Source organism: Neobacillus drentensis (genome assembly GCF_021560175.1).
GTDB classification, from domain to species: Bacteria; Bacillota; Bacilli; order Bacillales; family Cytobacillaceae; genus Neobacillus; species Neobacillus drentensis_A.
Window position 1 is genome coordinate 2,468,521 of record NZ_CP091110.1, and the last position, 14,838, is coordinate 2,483,358.

At 41.9% G+C, this 14,838-nt stretch carries 12 protein-coding genes; 8 read left to right on the plus strand and 4 right to left on the minus strand.

Annotated features, from left to right (window positions below):
- The first annotated feature begins 371 nt into the window (after window positions 1-371).
- The 3 genes from L1999_RS11335 to L1999_RS11345 all read left to right on the plus strand — a co-directional run bounded on the left by L1999_RS11335 (window position 372) and on the right by L1999_RS11345 (window position 4,996).
- Entirely contained in the window at window positions 372-572 is a 201-nt protein-coding gene (locus L1999_RS11335; protein WP_007083969.1) for a cold-shock protein, read from the plus strand.
- A gap of 144 nt (window positions 573-716) precedes the next feature.
- Window positions 717-1,862, plus strand: a complete 1,146-nt coding sequence (locus L1999_RS11340; protein ID WP_235743635.1) for an exonuclease SbcCD subunit D — start codon at window positions 717-719, stop codon at window positions 1,860-1,862.
- Window positions 1,859-4,996 carry an AAA family ATPase gene (locus L1999_RS11345; RefSeq protein ID WP_235743636.1) on the plus strand — a complete coding sequence of 1,046 codons (3,138 nt, stop codon included), beginning with the start codon at window positions 1,859-1,861 and terminating at the stop codon, window positions 4,994-4,996. Before L1999_RS11340 ends, L1999_RS11345 begins: the two co-directional genes overlap by 4 nt.
- Before the next feature lie 264 nt (window positions 4,997-5,260).
- Here the strand turns inward: L1999_RS11345 and L1999_RS11350 are convergent, their stop codons facing one another.
- Window positions 5,261-6,919, minus strand: coding sequence for an FAD-binding dehydrogenase (locus L1999_RS11350; RefSeq protein ID WP_235743637.1), 1,659 nt, complete (start codon window positions 6,917-6,919; stop codon window positions 5,261-5,263).
- A 178-nt stretch (window positions 6,920-7,097) separates the two neighbouring features.
- Between L1999_RS11350 and L1999_RS11355 the strand changes: the two genes are divergently transcribed.
- The 4 genes from L1999_RS11355 (at window position 7,098) to L1999_RS11370 (ending at window position 9,318) form a co-directional block, all read left to right on the plus strand.
- A complete protein-coding gene (locus L1999_RS11355) occupies window positions 7,098-7,607 on the plus strand; it encodes a hypothetical protein (RefSeq protein ID WP_235743638.1) in 510 nt (169 codons plus the stop codon).
- A 113-nt stretch (window positions 7,608-7,720) separates the two neighbouring features.
- The gene (locus L1999_RS11360) at window positions 7,721-8,299 is read left to right on the plus strand and encodes a uracil-DNA glycosylase (protein ID WP_235743639.1); all 579 of its coding nucleotides are present in this window, start codon (window positions 7,721-7,723) and stop codon (window positions 8,297-8,299) included.
- 120 nt (window positions 8,300-8,419) lie between these two features.
- Window positions 8,420-8,803 (plus strand): vWA domain-containing protein, encoded by a 384-nt coding sequence (locus tag L1999_RS11365; RefSeq protein WP_430540031.1) that lies wholly within the window; start codon window positions 8,420-8,422, stop codon window positions 8,801-8,803.
- Window positions 8,804-8,853: 50 nt separating this feature from the next.
- A complete protein-coding gene (locus L1999_RS11370; RefSeq protein ID WP_235743641.1) occupies window positions 8,854-9,318 on the plus strand; it encodes a GNAT family N-acetyltransferase in 465 nt (154 codons plus the stop codon).
- A gap of 29 nt (window positions 9,319-9,347) precedes the next feature.
- On the opposite strand, the gene L1999_RS11375 is transcribed toward L1999_RS11370, so the two are convergent.
- A complete protein-coding gene (locus L1999_RS11375) occupies window positions 9,348-10,652 on the minus strand; it encodes an Nramp family divalent metal transporter (protein ID WP_235743642.1) in 1,305 nt (434 codons plus the stop codon).
- A 177-nt stretch (window positions 10,653-10,829) separates the two neighbouring features.
- Complete coding sequence (locus L1999_RS11380) at window positions 10,830-11,294, minus strand: hypothetical protein (protein ID WP_235743643.1); 465 nt, start codon at window positions 11,292-11,294, stop codon at window positions 10,830-10,832.
- Between the two features lie 143 nt (window positions 11,295-11,437).
- Here L1999_RS11380 and selB point away from each other — a divergent pair, with 143 nt between their 5' ends.
- Window positions 11,438-13,321, plus strand: a complete 1,884-nt coding sequence (selB, locus tag L1999_RS11385) for a selenocysteine-specific translation elongation factor (protein WP_235743644.1) — start codon at window positions 11,438-11,440, stop codon at window positions 13,319-13,321.
- A gap of 41 nt (window positions 13,322-13,362) precedes the next feature.
- On the opposite strand, the gene L1999_RS29585 is transcribed toward selB, so the two are convergent.
- A complete protein-coding gene (locus tag L1999_RS29585) occupies window positions 13,363-14,817 on the minus strand; it encodes a TerD family protein (RefSeq protein WP_275677557.1) in 1,455 nt (484 codons plus the stop codon).
- Window positions 14,818-14,838: the final 21 nt, after the last annotated feature.

The window sequence follows — 14,838 nt, forward strand, 5'->3', positions numbered from 1 at the left end:
ATTTCTTATAGATAACACAAAATGATCATTCTGGTTATAAAAATTTGTACTACAATAGAAATCCGCCTAACTATTTTTCTTCAAAAATCGACAAAACTGGTTTGTTGCGGATTATAGGAAGGTAGAATGAAATAGATAGATATAGAGATTTGCAGAACCTTGTAAAACTGTGTCATAAAGCCCTTTCTTGACATATTTTAATAGAAATGATAAATTTTAGACAGCCGTTGAACACGAGATTAGATTTATGTTACAGCTTGTTCAAAGTTTTAACTGATGTTTGGATGAGGAAATGAAGTAAAGCTATCACGTTGTCCTTTGGTGAATTTTACACATGGCTTCATTGTAAGCCAATAGGAGGATTTTTTTACATGAAAAACGGTAAAGTAAAATGGTTTAACTCAGAAAAAGGTTTTGGATTCATCGAAGCAGAAGATGGAAACGACGTATTCGTTCACTATTCTGCCATTCAAACAGAAGGTTTCAAAACTTTAGAAGAAGGTCAAGAAGTATCTTTCGAAGTTGTTGAAGGAGCTCGTGGGCCACAAGCTGCTAACGTAACAAAGAAGTAATCCTACCAAAAACTACAATCTCAACAGCCTGGACAAAAAAGTCTCAGGCTGTTTTTTATTGTCCAAATACAAGTGATTACCAAGCTCATTCCAATTGGTATTTTGCTATAATAGAAGTATTCGAATATGCAAGAGGTGACCAAAATGAAATTTATTCACACCGCTGATTGGCATTTAGGTAAATTAGTCCACGGTGTCTATATGACGGAAAATCAACGTGCTGCACTTGAACAATTTGTATCAATTGTGGAAGAAGAAAAGCCGGATGCGGTGGTCATTGCCGGTGACCTTTATGACCGGTCTGTGCCGCCGACTGATGCGGTTGAGTTATTAGATGAAATTCTTTTTAAAATTAATGTTGAGCTAAAAACACCTGTTGTAGCAATTGCTGGGAACCATGACAGTGCAGAGCGGCTATCCTTCGGCAGTTCATGGTATAAACATAGTCAATTCTATTTAACCGGTAAACTATCAAATAACTTCAAGCCCTTTCAGATTAATGGAGTTAATTTTTACCTTGTTCCTTATGCAGAGCCGGGGGTTGTTCGCCAGCTGCTTGACGATGATTCCATTCATTCCCATCAAGAGGCGATGAAGGCTCTGATTGGAAAAATAGAAGAGACCTTGAACCCGAATCAACCAAACGTTTTAGTGGGACATGCCTTTGTTCTAGGCGGCCAAACTTCCGATTCTGAACGGATCTTATCTGTTGGCGGTTCAGGTTGTGTCGGAGCAGAATTATTCGCTCCTTTTTCCTATACAGCTCTTGGACATCTCCATAGTCCGGATGCTATTAACCACGAGAACGTAAAGTATTCAGGGTCTCTCTTAAAGTATTCGTTTTCCGAAGCAAAGCAAAGAAAATCGATATCAATCATTGAAATGGACGAAAAAGGAAATTTCACTCACCGTTACCGTTCACTTACACCAAAACATGACATGCGAGAGATTGAAGGACATATCGAAGAATTACTTGACCCTAACTTTTATGCTAATGAACGAGTGGATGATTATTTAAAAATTACCTTGCTGGATCAAGGGGCCTTGCTCGATCCGATTAATAAATTGCGTCAGGTTTATCCAAATGTTCTTCATCTGGAAAAAAAGATTGAGCTGACAGACAGCAAGAAAAAACAATCCTACATGGCTCTAAAAAGTGAGAAGAAGTCTGAGCTTGAACTGTTCGAACAATTTTATACAGATATGACAACCTCTGAATTTACAACGAAAAAAAGATCTGTTATGACCGAGATCATTGAAAAGGTATTACGAGAGGAGGGAAATAGATGAAACCTTTGAAATTGACTATGCAGGCATTTGGTCCATATGCAGGCAAAGAGGAAATTGATTTTAACCAGCTTGGAAACCGGACCATGTTTGTCATCTCCGGGAAAACGGGCGCGGGAAAAACCACCATTTTTGACGCGATTAGTTATGCCATTTATGGAAAGGCCAGCGGGGAAGACCGAAACGGTCCCGAACTACGGAGCCAATTCGCAACGGAAGAGATGTTAACAGAGGTTTCTCTGGACTTTACCCTGCGTAACAAAGTCTATTCGATTACCCGTTCACCGCAGCAGCTAAAAAAGAAAGATAGAGGCGATGGCTATACCACGATTGGCGCGAAAGCGGAATTATATATGTGGGATGCTGATGGGGAAAGAAAATTGCTTGCCTCGAAAACAAGTGATGTCGAGGAAAAAATTAAAGAAATCATGTTGATTGATGCCAATCAATTTCGGCAAATCCTGATGATTCCACAAGGAGAATTCCGCAAGCTGTTAACGTCAGACAGTAAGGATAAAGAAATGATCCTGCAGCGTCTGTTTCACACCCAGCTTTATAAACTAATAGAAGAAAAGCTGAGAGAGGAAGCAAGTGATTTGAAAAAGACGGTGGAAGAAACTGAGAAATCACGAAATGAATCCTTACGCCGAATCCATGCATTTACAAATGATGAGCTCGGTCAAGCGCTAGAATCGGACCCAGAAAATCACACCATTATCATGCCGCTTTTACAAGTAGAAATTGCCGGCATGGTCGAAAAACTCCAACAATTAGCTAATCAATTAACAGACAAGGAACAAGCCCAAGACAAACTAAAGGCACAGCTATTTGAAGCAGAAGCAATCCTAAAACAGCTGCAAACAAAAGCGGAGTTAAAAGGGAAAATGTCGCGTTTGCTCGCTCAAGAAGATGAGTACAAAGAGAAAGAAATCCAAGTTCAGCGGGCGCAAAAGGCCGCACTTTTAGCGAAACAAGAGGAGTTATGCCACCGGTTAAAACGGGAGGCAGACCAGCTTCAGGAGAATATAAACGTGATTGCTGCCCAGATTGACAAATTAAATGGACTCTCTGAAGAATCTGCACAGCAGCTGCAAAGGGAGCAGGAGCGTGAGGGTGAGCGTCAGTCTGTGCTCGATGAAGTGAATCGATTGGTAAGCATGAAGGAAGATGTCTACTCGTTTTCGGCATTGCTCAAAGAGACAAAACAAAAGGATGCCGAGCTCAAGGAAGCAAAGGAAAAGCAAGCCAATCATGAACAGAGACTTCACCAATTGGATGAACGAATCAGTACGTTAAAGTCTCATAAAGAAGAAATCGAAAGAGGAAAGCTAACCTTTTTAGAAAATGAAAGCAAGCTTGAAAAACTGAAAGTTGATCTTGCTCGGCTCGAAAAGCTAGAAACATTGCTTGCACGTCATCAAAAGGCAGAACAAAACCTAGTTACAACTACAGGACGATTCGAAAATACACTGGCTCGTTATCATGATGCGAAAGCGATTGTCGAAGAGTTGGAGAAAAAATGGATCCATGGTCAAGCAGCCATTCTAGCTGCTAACCTCCATACTGGTGAAGCGTGTCCTGTTTGCGGTTCTTTGGATCATCCTAGACCGTCGATTGAACAAGAAAATCAGATTCCTACGGAAGAAGATTTGAAGTCTGCTAAGGAGCAAGCTTCACAATGGGAAAATGAAAAATCAAAAGTAGAAGCGAGTTTTTATCAGTGTCGCTCGGAAGAAAGTGCACAGAAAGAAGCAGTTCAGGACCTACTTAACGAAATATGCCTGCATCGTCCAGATTTTACTGTTGAAGAGTTGCCAAATGTAAAAATGGAGGCATCTGCGGCTAAAACTCAACTTGTTCAACGTCAAGACAAGCTAGAGGAACAAATGAAGCTCCTTGAACGGCTCAAGTCAGAAATGGAGACAAAAGAGTCAGAAAGAGTAGCCTTACAGTCCGGAATTCAGCAGCTGTCAGCATTGGTGAATGATTTAACGGTTCAGTTTACTGAAAAGAAAACCGATCTTACTAGAATGATGAAGGTGATTCCGGAAAATCTTCGTTCAGAAGTGGAATATGAGAGGATGCTTGCATCATTAAGAAATCGTCATGACATGTTAGTGAAACAGCTGGAAGTAGCACAGAAACGCCTCCAAGAGGTGAATGAAAAGCTATCGAGTGAAACGGCTAGATTACAAGATGCAAAGAAGCATCATGCTGCCAAACAGCAGGAGCTGGAGACGGAACGCGGAATCTTTGTTGCCAAATTATCAGAGCAGGGTTTTGAAAAATATGGGCTTTATGCTGCTTCTAAAAAATCAGAAGGAGAAATTCAGTACCTTCAAGATGAGATTCGGAGCTACCGTGAAGAATTACGATCTGTATCTGACCGCTTGAAAGAACTGACTGAGCTCCTTACTGATGTGAAAACACCGGATGTTGAGGGGATCAAGCTGGAGTTAGCAAAGTTTACTGCCGAAATTGAAAAGCTTACTCAAGAGAGAACCGATTTATATGTTAAAAAGCGGGATAACGAGGAAATTTATCAGCGGGTTGAACGCCTGAATAACGAGGTAAAGGCGCTTGAGGAACGGTTTAGTATTATTGGCGACCTTTCTGATATTTCCAGGGGGCAGAATCATTTACGGATAACATTTGAACGATATGTTCTGGCTGCTTTCTTGGATGATATTTTACATGAAGCCAATATCCGGCTGCGAAAGATGACCTCTGGGCGCTATCTGTTACAGCGGAAGACAGATCGGTCGAAAGGGAATGCCCAGAGCGGTTTGGAATTGCTTGTGTTTGACCAATATACCGGTCAGGAGCGTCATGTTAAAACGTTATCGGGAGGAGAAAGTTTTAAGGCATCGTTGTCGTTGGCCTTGGGGCTTGCTGATGTAGTGCAAAATTATGCCGGCGGCGTTTCGTTGGAGACGATGTTTATTGATGAAGGATTTGGTACGCTTGACCCTGAATCACTTGACCAAGCCATTGAAGCCTTAATGGATATCCAAAGCAGCGGCCGCTTGGTTGGTATCATCTCGCACGTACCCGAACTAAAAGAGCGAATCGATGTTAGACTTGAAGTAATTGCCGGTCAGACGGGCAGCCGGACGGAGTTTATGTTTACGAATTAATTTGAAAAAGCAGTGGGTTTCCTTTGAAAGGGGAATTCACTGCTTTATTGTTGTTGTTGGATTCTAATTGTGCCCGCGAATCGGGTAAAAATAGTTTGGACGGTCAAAATAAAAGGTAATTGTGCCCGTTAACCCGGAGAAATAGTTGAAGCGGTCAAAATAAAGGGTAATTGTGCCCGCTAGCCGGGAAAAATAGTTAGAACGGTCAAAATAAGCAGGGGGACGGTTCTTATGCTTCGGAAGCATAAGAACCGTCCCTTTGCTTCACCCATTTAATTCTTGTACAAGTGCCCGTCCCGCTTGCCGGCCTGTGAATAGACAGCCCCCGACGAATGTTCCTTCAAGGGAGCGGTACCCATGTATCCCTCCGCCGCCAAAGCCTGATACCTCGCCGGCGGCATATAATCCAGGCACTGGGCTGCCTGAAGCATCAAGCACTCTTCCGGATAAATCGGTTTGCAGACCGCCCAGCGTTTTACGACTGACAATATTTAAACGGACAGCAATGAGGGGGCCCATTTTTGGATCAAGAATCTTATGTGGTGGTGCTACGCGAATTAGTTTATCCCCTAAATAATTTCGAGCCCCGCGCATAGCAGTAATTTGCAGATCTTTTGTAAATTTATGATCGATTTCCCTGTCACGTGCTTCAATTTGCCGTCTTACTACATCAACATGGAGGAGCTGATCACCGGTCAGCTTATTCATCCCTGTAACCAATTCATCCAACGTTTTCGCAATAACAAAATCCTCCCCCTTATCCATGAACGCTTTCACTGGTGCCGTCGGACCTGGAAGGACTCGGGCCAATACCTTTTTAATACTCTTTTCTGTCAAATCTGGATTCTGTTCCGATCCGGAAAGGGCAAACTCTTTTTCAATAATTTTCTGAGTTAAAATAAACCACGAATAATCGTAGCCTGATTTCATTATTGCTTCCAGAGTTCCCAGCGTATCAAAGCCTGGGAAATTTGGTGCGGGAAAGCGGTTCCCTTTAGCGTCAAGCCAGAGGGAGGAGGGACCAGGAAGGATTCGAATTCCATGGTTAGACCATACGGGATTCCAATTTTTTATGCCTTCTGTATAGTGCCACATTCGGTCACGATTCACAATTCGGCCGCCGGCTTTTTCAGTAATGGCGAGCATCCTGCCATCAACATGTTCAGGCACGCCGGAAATCATCTGTTTTGGTGCCTCACCTAACCGGGAGGGCCAGTTTTTTCGAATCAGCTCATGGTTTCCGCCGATGCCGCCGCTTGTTACCACAACTGCTTGGGCAAGGAACTCAAAATCCCCAACAACCTCCCGGGAGCTTGCTTCCCCACGAGCAGCGGAACTAGCGATAAGAACATCACCCCTTACCCCAGTGACCGTTCCAGCATTTTTTATTAATTCATTCACACGATGGCGCGGACGATAGTCAACAAGACCTTCCGCTATTGCTTGCCGGACTCGTTCCTCAAACGGCTTGACAAGTCCGGGGCCAGTCCCCCAAACGATATGGAAACGGGGAACAGAGTTACCATGACCTTCTGCTGTATACCCTCCACGCTCAGCCCAGCCAACCACTGGAAAGAAACGGACCCCCATATCATAGAGCCATTGACGTTTTTCGCCAGCAGCAAAATCAACATAGGCCTCTGCCCACTTTTTACCCCAATAATCTTCATCGTACGCACGGTCAAAGCCGGCCGATCCTAGCCAGTCCTGCCAGGCAAGTTCCCTCGAATCCTTTATCCCCAACCTTCTCTGTTCGGGTGAGTCTACTAAAAATAGACCGCCGAATGACCACCATGCTTGGCCGCCAAGAGAGGCTTCCGGTTCTTGATCTAAAAGTAATACTTTTTTACCGGCATCAGCAAGTTCGGCAACGGTTACCAAGCCGGCCAGACCAGCCCCCACTACGATGACATCGTATGGCAATTTTATCCCTCATTTCACAGACGTATTGTTTTCTGAATAGTCAATATTTTCATTATAGCATGTATAATCTATTAAAGCTGTCACTTTCTTATCTAAAAAAAGGGCGTTTTTCCTCTAATTGAATAAATTTTCCAGCCATATCGAATAATAAGTTCAAACATGGTTAGGGGGTTTTTAGATGAAGAAAATGGCAATCCTCTTGTGGAGTCTATTCGTAACTCTCTGTCCACTCAATACACGTGCCGAAGATCTACCTAGGTTGTCTTCCGATTGCCTTGAAGATATGAAAAATCGTGATGTATTATATAATAAAGCCATCATGAGAGATATCATAACTGAACTTGGATTGGATATTGATTCGCAAAACTATTTAGAGGTTTCGGACAAGGATTTAGATGCTGCCCATCTTATCTACGGCGGAAAAGAAGTCGATGAAAATTATCAGTCCTTACATGAACAATTTATTGTCGCATCTCGTGGAAAACCGACTCTTTTTGTGAAACCATCGGAAGCTTATTTACTTTATAAACAGCCCGATAATACAAATGTAGCGGTGCATTTAAAGCTCTCAGACCTTAAGTGGGTGGTTGTAGGGAAGAAAAAGCAAGAAGGAAATATTGTTCATTATAAGCTTTTAAAATGTGAAAAAGAATACTTGAAGAAAAAGCGAGAGTTTTCTAACCATTAAGCTTATTATTAGCGGTAAAACAAAAATTCTCCTGAGAAAATAATCCTGAATTAAAAATGAACTTGACCATGGGTAACATTAGACGAAGAAGCAAGCCATCGGAGGGATAAGCATTGACTGACTTTTGTCCAATATTATGGCCGGAAGAGCCAGCTCCGGAAGCATATATAAATTGTGGTGAATGCGGACTTGATCAGCATGGATCAAGGCTAATCTGGGGGGAAGGAAATCCGAATGCACCAATTATGATTCTTCTTGATAATCCGGGGACCCGTGAAGACCGCGAAGGGAATCCCTTTGTATGCGGTACAAGACAAACACTGCAAAAAGCGGCACAAGAGGCAGGTCTAACAGAAGAGGATTTGTATGTAACCTATATCTTAAAAAGAAAACCAGTCAGGGCTTATGATAAAGATGAGGTCCGGAAAACATGTATGATGCATCTAAATCAACAGCTCTCGGTCAAAATGCCTGAGTTCATTCTTTGTCTTGGAAATGTAGCGGTTCAGTCCTTTTTTCAGGATGCTGAAGTGAATGTAAAGCAATTGCATGGAAAATTACATAAAGTCCATGGTTATCATACTACGGCTAGTTACCATCCTTTGGCAGTAAGACGACGGCCAAATCTTTGGCCGATTTTTATCAAGGATTGGAAGTACTTGGCAGATACCTACAGAAATTCATTAAAATAGACACTATTTTCCCGCAATTAACCAATCATAAACCCTTACCTTAAAACCCAAAATAAGATAGTTCACTCATTCAAAGCAAAGGGGTTGTTGGGGTTGAGATGGCATAAAACAATACTTTCTATGATTCAGCAGAGGCAGGAGAAAAGGATTGCATTAGCAGTAGATACGTCAACAAATGAAGCGCCGGTTATTCTTATTAATAACATAGTCAAACTGTTTGAACAATTAAAACCAGATACGTTGTTAGTTCAAGCGGATTTTAAAATTAGAAGTATTTCCCCCGTTCAAAGCGATTCCATTAAATATCATACACATGGGAAATCTTCCTATACATTAGTTTTAGAGTGGGCAAAGGAAGAGAAGATTGATACACTATTTTATATTACCGATGTTACCGGCTTTTTTTCAGAGGATATGGAAAAGGTTGATTTTGAATTATTTTGGCTTGTACCTGGGGATTTTCTGCCGCGCGTCCCATTTGGAAAAGCAATTAAAGTTGCCTAAAATAGGGTCCCTCACCAGGTGGGGGATTTTTTGTTAGGAGGGGAAACCAAATGATTAAAGAACTGGATTTACATCATCCAGAAATAGTAACAGACGTCTTTGAACTGCAAAGAGCATCGTACATAATTGAGGCACAATTAATCCATTACTATGATATTCCCCCTTTACTAGAAACGATGGCGGAACTAAAAGAGTGTGGAGAAACCTTTTTGGGGTATTATGAAGGTGAAAATCTTGCTGGTGCTATTTCTTACACGATTGAGAAGGATGAACTGACCATTTGCCGGATGGTCGTACATCCAAGCCAATTTCGGAAAGGAATTGCCGAAAAGCTGTTAACGAGAGTGGAAGAGCAGAATCCGGACATTTCCGTTCTATCTGTATCAACAGGAAAGGATAATCCTCCCGCTAAAAATTTATATTTAAAACATGGTTTCAACCATGTATCTGACCTTGAGGTTATCCCAGGATTATTTATTAGCCATTTTAAAAAGGAAAAACACCATCGCCAATGATGGTGTTTTTCCGCTCTATTCTATTCTGTTCAACCCATTACTATTTGCAAAACCATCCAAATATTTAAGCCAAGGATGATGATGGCAAAGAGGGAAGAAAGGATGGTAGTAATTTTCTTATTGGTTAGTACACCCATTAAATCTTTCTTTTGTGTGAAATAAATCAAGGCGATAATCGGGAAGGGTAGTACAATACTTAGAATGACCTGGCTAATAATGAGTGTCTGGGTTGGATCGACTCCGAGTGCCACAATAATGACAGTTGGAAGCATGGTTACCAACCGGCGTATCCATAACGGAATGCTAAAACCTACAAATCCCTGCATAATCACTTGACCCGCCATTGTTCCGACAACTGAACTTGAAAGACCCGAAGCAAGCAATGAGACAAGGAAAACACTAGCGGCAGCTGCGCCTAGCAACGGTGTGAGGGTATGGTAGGCAGTGGTCAAGTCAGCAATATGGCTTTGACCTGTTGTGTTAAAAACAGAGGCCGCCATATACATCATCGCCAGATTAACGAATCCTGCCAATGTCATCGCAATGATAATTTCTTTTGTACTAAATTTTTGGATCTTTATTTTTTCTGTATCATTTCTTGGCACGATTCTATTCTGGGTTAAGCTTGAGTGTAAGTAGATGGCGTGCGGCATAACGGTTGCCCCAATTACGCCGACAGCTAGCATAATACTTTCATTATTACCGAGCCATGGGACCACACTATGATAAGCAATCTGCGAAAAATCAGGCCGTGACAGTATGGTTTCCACCAAGTAGCATAAACCAATTAGCATTGCGAAAGCAGCGATAAATTTCTCTAACGGCCGGAAGCCAAATTTTTCAAGCATTAAGATTAAATAGGTTACTACCCCTGTGATGATTGTGGCATAGATCATGGGAATACCGGCTAGTAAGTTTAGTGCCAGTGTTGCTCCTAAAAATTCAGCGAGATCCGTTGCCATAGCGGCAAATTCTGAGACAATCCACATAATCATCGTGAGCCATTTTGGCATCCGATCACGGCATATTTCAGGTAAACTCCTGCCAGTAGCAATACCAAGCTTGGCTGACATATTCTGCAAGAGCATCGCCATCAAGTTCGCTAAAACAATTACCCAAAGCATTTTATAACCAAAACGGGCTCCACTTTGTATATTAGTGGCAAAGTTTCCCGGATCTACATAAGCAATTGAAGCAATAAAAGCTGGTCCAAGGAAGGGCAATAAGGCCCTGATGCCTTTTACTTTTCCATTTATGGCATCTCTTGCGGCAGAAACTGTTTTTAATTCTGCGGCTCGAGCCTTATCAACTGCAAAGGAATCTGACTGACTCATAAGACACCAACCTTTCTTCATTTGTTTTTCATAGGCGCAAGGTTTGTTCGCTAATCAACAAATGTTGCACTCGTGCAAATTCTTTAGTTTTATTATAATAAATTTCACAATATTTGTGTATATTTTTGCCTAGTTTAATAGTGTTTTTTTAAAATAAAAAAACCAGAAAGCTCTGGTTTAGTTTGCTGGAGGATTTTTTTGTAGAAAACTGATTAGTTCTGGCAGGTTTTTTGCTTGATGAACAATCCCCGTGTGGTTGAAGAGAATATAGGCGATGGTTTTACTAATCTCAAGCTCGGGATACGCTTTTTGGGCTAGTTCCTGACTAGGTAAACTCAAGATGTTTTTTACATGTTCGGTGACCTTTTGATTTTTTTCAATCGGAGTTTGTTCTTCGGTTTCTCCTATGACTAATAGAGAATAAGTCCGTTCGTCTTGAGCAAGCAAATTTGGATAAGGAAAACTTTGCACAGACTTTGTTACGATTGCTATTTTGTGCTGTGGATGGGCTTGTTTTGGTTCGCTTGCCTTTGTGTCATTGCTTTGACAGCCAGCTAATAGGATAAAAGAAGTAAGCATTGTTATCATTATTTTTTTCATTTGTCTTCGTCCCTTGTTGTTTGAATGTAGTATCCTCAACATAGCATATCCTCCTTACCAGTGGACATGAATAATGTGGAGGATTCGTGAAAGAAGAGGCATTTTGTTTTAAAAAAAAGTTCGCTTGTACAAATGCCTATTTAAGGCTACAGTAGAATGGTAGAACGATTAAGAAGGTGTTAATCTTGGAAAAGCGATATTTTACGATTGGGATGGCCGGGCATATTGACCACGGGAAGACCTCCTTAACAAAAGCTTTAACCAATGTGGATACGGACCGGTTAAAGGAAGAAAAGGAACGGCAAATCTCGATTGAATTGGGCTTTGCGCCCCTTTATGAAGACGAAGAAATTCAAATTTCTGTGATCGATGTTCCTGGACATGAACGGTTTATCCGTCAAATGATTGCCGGCGTGGCTGGGATTGATTTAGTCGTCCTCGTGGTGGCAGCAGATGAAGGGGTAATGCCGCAAACGAAGGAGCATCTCGATATTTTAAAGTTTTTAGGCGTGAAAAATGGAATCGTAGCCATTTCAAAAATGGATCGAGTGGATGAAGAATTCATTGAACTGGTGAAAGATGATATTTTAGGTGAGCTTGCTGGGACCGTGTTTGAGGACGCCCCCTTTGTTTTAGTTGATAGTTTATCCAAAAAGGGAATCCCTGAAATCAAAGAATTAATCATTGATACGTTAAAGGGCCTAGAAATGCGTGATGCAAAAGGAGCCTTTCGTCTGCCGATTGACCAGGTTTTTACAGTTAAAGGACAAGGGACGGTTGTGCGCGGAACGGTATATGAAGGAACAGTCGAAGAGGGACAAGTTTTAAAGATCATGCCAAAAGGTCTTGAAGTAAGAGCAAGGCAAGTACAGGTCCATCATCATCCTGCAAAAAAGGCCTATGCTGGTCAAAGGGCAGCGATTAACTTATCAAATGTGTCGAAGGAAGACCTGCAACGCGGCGATGTTTTAGTGTCATCCGAACATTTCATTGTATCCAAAACAGTGGATGTCGCCATTCGAGTTGTTGAGGACCTAGAACATATTGTCAAACAGCGGATGCCGATAAAGCTTCATATAGGAACAGCAGAGGTCATGGGCCGGATTGTGTTTTTCGACCGAAATGAAATTAAAGAAGAAAACGGGGATATCCTTTGTCAGCTTCGACTGGAAGAGGAGATTTTGACCAAGCGGGGGGATCGTTTCATTTTACGTCGTCCAAGTCCACAGGAAACCATTGGCGGTGGCTGGGTGATCGACCCGCGAGCGAATAAATATCGGTTTGGGAACCAGACGATCGAAGAGTTAGAAAAAAAGAAAGCAGGCACGCCTAGAGAGCGGATTACCGCTGCACTCATGGATGCGAAAAGCCTTCCATTAACGGAACTGATTAAGCGGACTGCCCTGGATGACTCAACATTAATGGAACATTTGGTTCACCCTGAATTTGTTTTCTATAATGGGAAGGAATATACACTTAAACTCCTAATCGATTCAATCGAAGAAGACATGTTTGATGTCTTGCAAGAGTTCCATCAATACTATTCAATGAAGGCAGGAATGAATAAAGCGGAACTTTTACAATCACTGCAAAAAAGATTTCCTAAATCCTTGCTTGATTTTGTTGTAGAAAATGGAATTACGAGTGGGGCGTTTAAGAGAAAAGAACAATTTGTTTCTCTTGCAGGATTTGTACCACATGTGCCGAAAAGCTGGGCAAAACGGGCAGAGAATCTCCTCCAAGATCTCAAAAAGGATGGGCTTAAGGTACGCTATCTAAAAGATTATTTTTCTGCTGCAGGAATTCCCGAATCAATCGAATATGATTTAAGAAAATTTCTTGAAGACCAACATTTACTGGTGCAGCTTGATGACCAATTTGCTTACCATGGGGATGTCTTCAAAGAAGCGGTTGAAAAACTGCAAAAGGGGACGAGTGACGAGTTTGAGGTGGGAGCGGCAAAGGATGTCCTCGATTTATCAAGAAAATACATGATCCCATTTTTAGAAAGATTGGACGCCAAAGGAATCACCAAGCGTGTCGAAAATAAACGTGTTTGGAAAAAATAATCAAGAAAAAGCCTCCATCCCTAATGGGTTGGAGGCTTTTGTTAAGAAAGAAACTCCGTTGGATTTAGGCCAAGCTCCCGGCAAATGTCAGCAACCATTTGCTTTTCATTTTGATCAAAATCCCCATCCGCATAGCCAATGGCAATACAATAGCGGGCCACTAATCGAGCTATTTCAGGTTTTGTCCTCATTTTTCCAAGGGCACGAAAAGCCTCGGCACGACCCATCATACGGTCATTTTCCATCCGTGATACAAATAGGTTGAATTTCTGAATAACCTTATTTGTATCAAAAACGCGTAATTCTTCACTTTGATGGACAAATTCCATCATCTTTTGCCGCTCTGCCGGATCTAAATAACCATCTGCCATGGCCACTAACGCACAGGCAGCTGTGACAGCATCAAGAAGGTCCTGACTTTTATACCGAGTGAACAATTCTTGAGCCTTTCTTTTTTGATTATTTGCCCATTCCACATAATCTGTTTGAGAAGGGGACCAGGCATTACCGCAATGATTACAAGTAAACTTTAATTGGTTTTTTCCAATAAAACCACCAAGTAATCCAACCGGTCCAAGGATCAAACCACCGATGGCGGCTTTTCCTAAACCAAATCCCTTTTTTCCCGTTGTCACACTGGTCGAATGACAGCGTGGACACATAATCTCATCTCCGCCGTAAACAGAATGACTGGAAATTGGCGGGGGTGCTTGAGTTGACTGCGGATACCCATAGGCAGGCTGCCGTTGCGTCAATTCGGGCTGAAGAGAAAAGCGCGGTTGGTTTGTATTTGGATTGAACTGGTTTTGCTGGTAGGGATCATAGGTCTGCTGATTTTGTTGATATGGATTTGTGTTAGAAGGTTGAGTTCTCAAATCCTGCTGATAATTTGGCTGCTGAACTTGGGAGTCTTGAGGCGGGTCATCAACCGTAACTCCAAAGTTTCGGCATAAAGCCGCTAATCCACCCTGAAAACCACTGGCAATGGCATTAAATTTCCACTCTCCGTTATGGCGGTAGAGCTCTGCTGCAACAATCGCTGTTTCAACGGTAAAATCTTTTCCTAGGTTAAAACGCAATAATTCCTCATTGGTAAGCTCGTTAAAAATTCGAACGTAAGAATCAGAGATTTGTCCAAAATTTTGCCGTTTTACTTGTGCATCATGGATTGTAATCGTAAAGGCAATTCGGTGGATATGGTCTGGAACCTTTGCCAAATCAATCTTAATTTGTTCATCATCACGGACGCCGGAACCAATCCGATTATCACCACTATAAATAATAGAACCATTGCCGCCCGAAGGGTTATTATAGAAAACAAAATCTTGGTCGCTGTTTACTTTCCCCGAAGGTCCTAATAAAAAGGCCGAAGCGTCCAAGTCAAAAATTGAGCCCAGCTGGCTAATATTCCAGCCTAATCCGACAACCACATTTTTAAGACCGGGGTAAGATTTCGTTAGATCAACTTTTTGCCCCTTGCTAAGAGTTACACCCACAATTTTCACTCCTTCATCATA

Bases quoted from the DNA above. Each gene is read 5' to 3' on its own strand.
- L1999_RS11335 (WP_007083969.1), top strand. From the start codon at position 372: ATGAAAAACGGTAAAGTAAAATGGTTTAACTCAGAAAAAGGTTTTGGA.
- L1999_RS11340 (WP_235743635.1), top strand. From the start codon at position 717: ATGAAATTTATTCACACCGCTGATTGGCATTTAGGTAAATTAGTCCAC.
- L1999_RS11345 (WP_235743636.1), top strand. From the start codon at position 1,859: ATGAAACCTTTGAAATTGACTATGCAGGCATTTGGTCCATATGCAGGC.
- L1999_RS11355 (WP_235743638.1), top strand. From the start codon at position 7,098: ATGAAGAAAATGGCAATCCTCTTGTGGAGTCTATTCGTAACTCTCTGT.
- L1999_RS11365 (WP_430540031.1), top strand. From the start codon at position 8,420: ATGATTCAGCAGAGGCAGGAGAAAAGGATTGCATTAGCAGTAGATACG.
- L1999_RS11370 (WP_235743641.1), top strand. From the start codon at position 8,854: ATGATTAAAGAACTGGATTTACATCATCCAGAAATAGTAACAGACGTC.
- L1999_RS11375 (WP_235743642.1), bottom strand. From the start codon at position 10,652: ATGAGTCAGTCAGATTCCTTTGCAGTTGATAAGGCTCGAGCCGCAGAA.
- L1999_RS11380 (WP_235743643.1), bottom strand. From the start codon at position 11,294: ATGTTGAGGATACTACATTCAAACAACAAGGGACGAAGACAAATGAAA.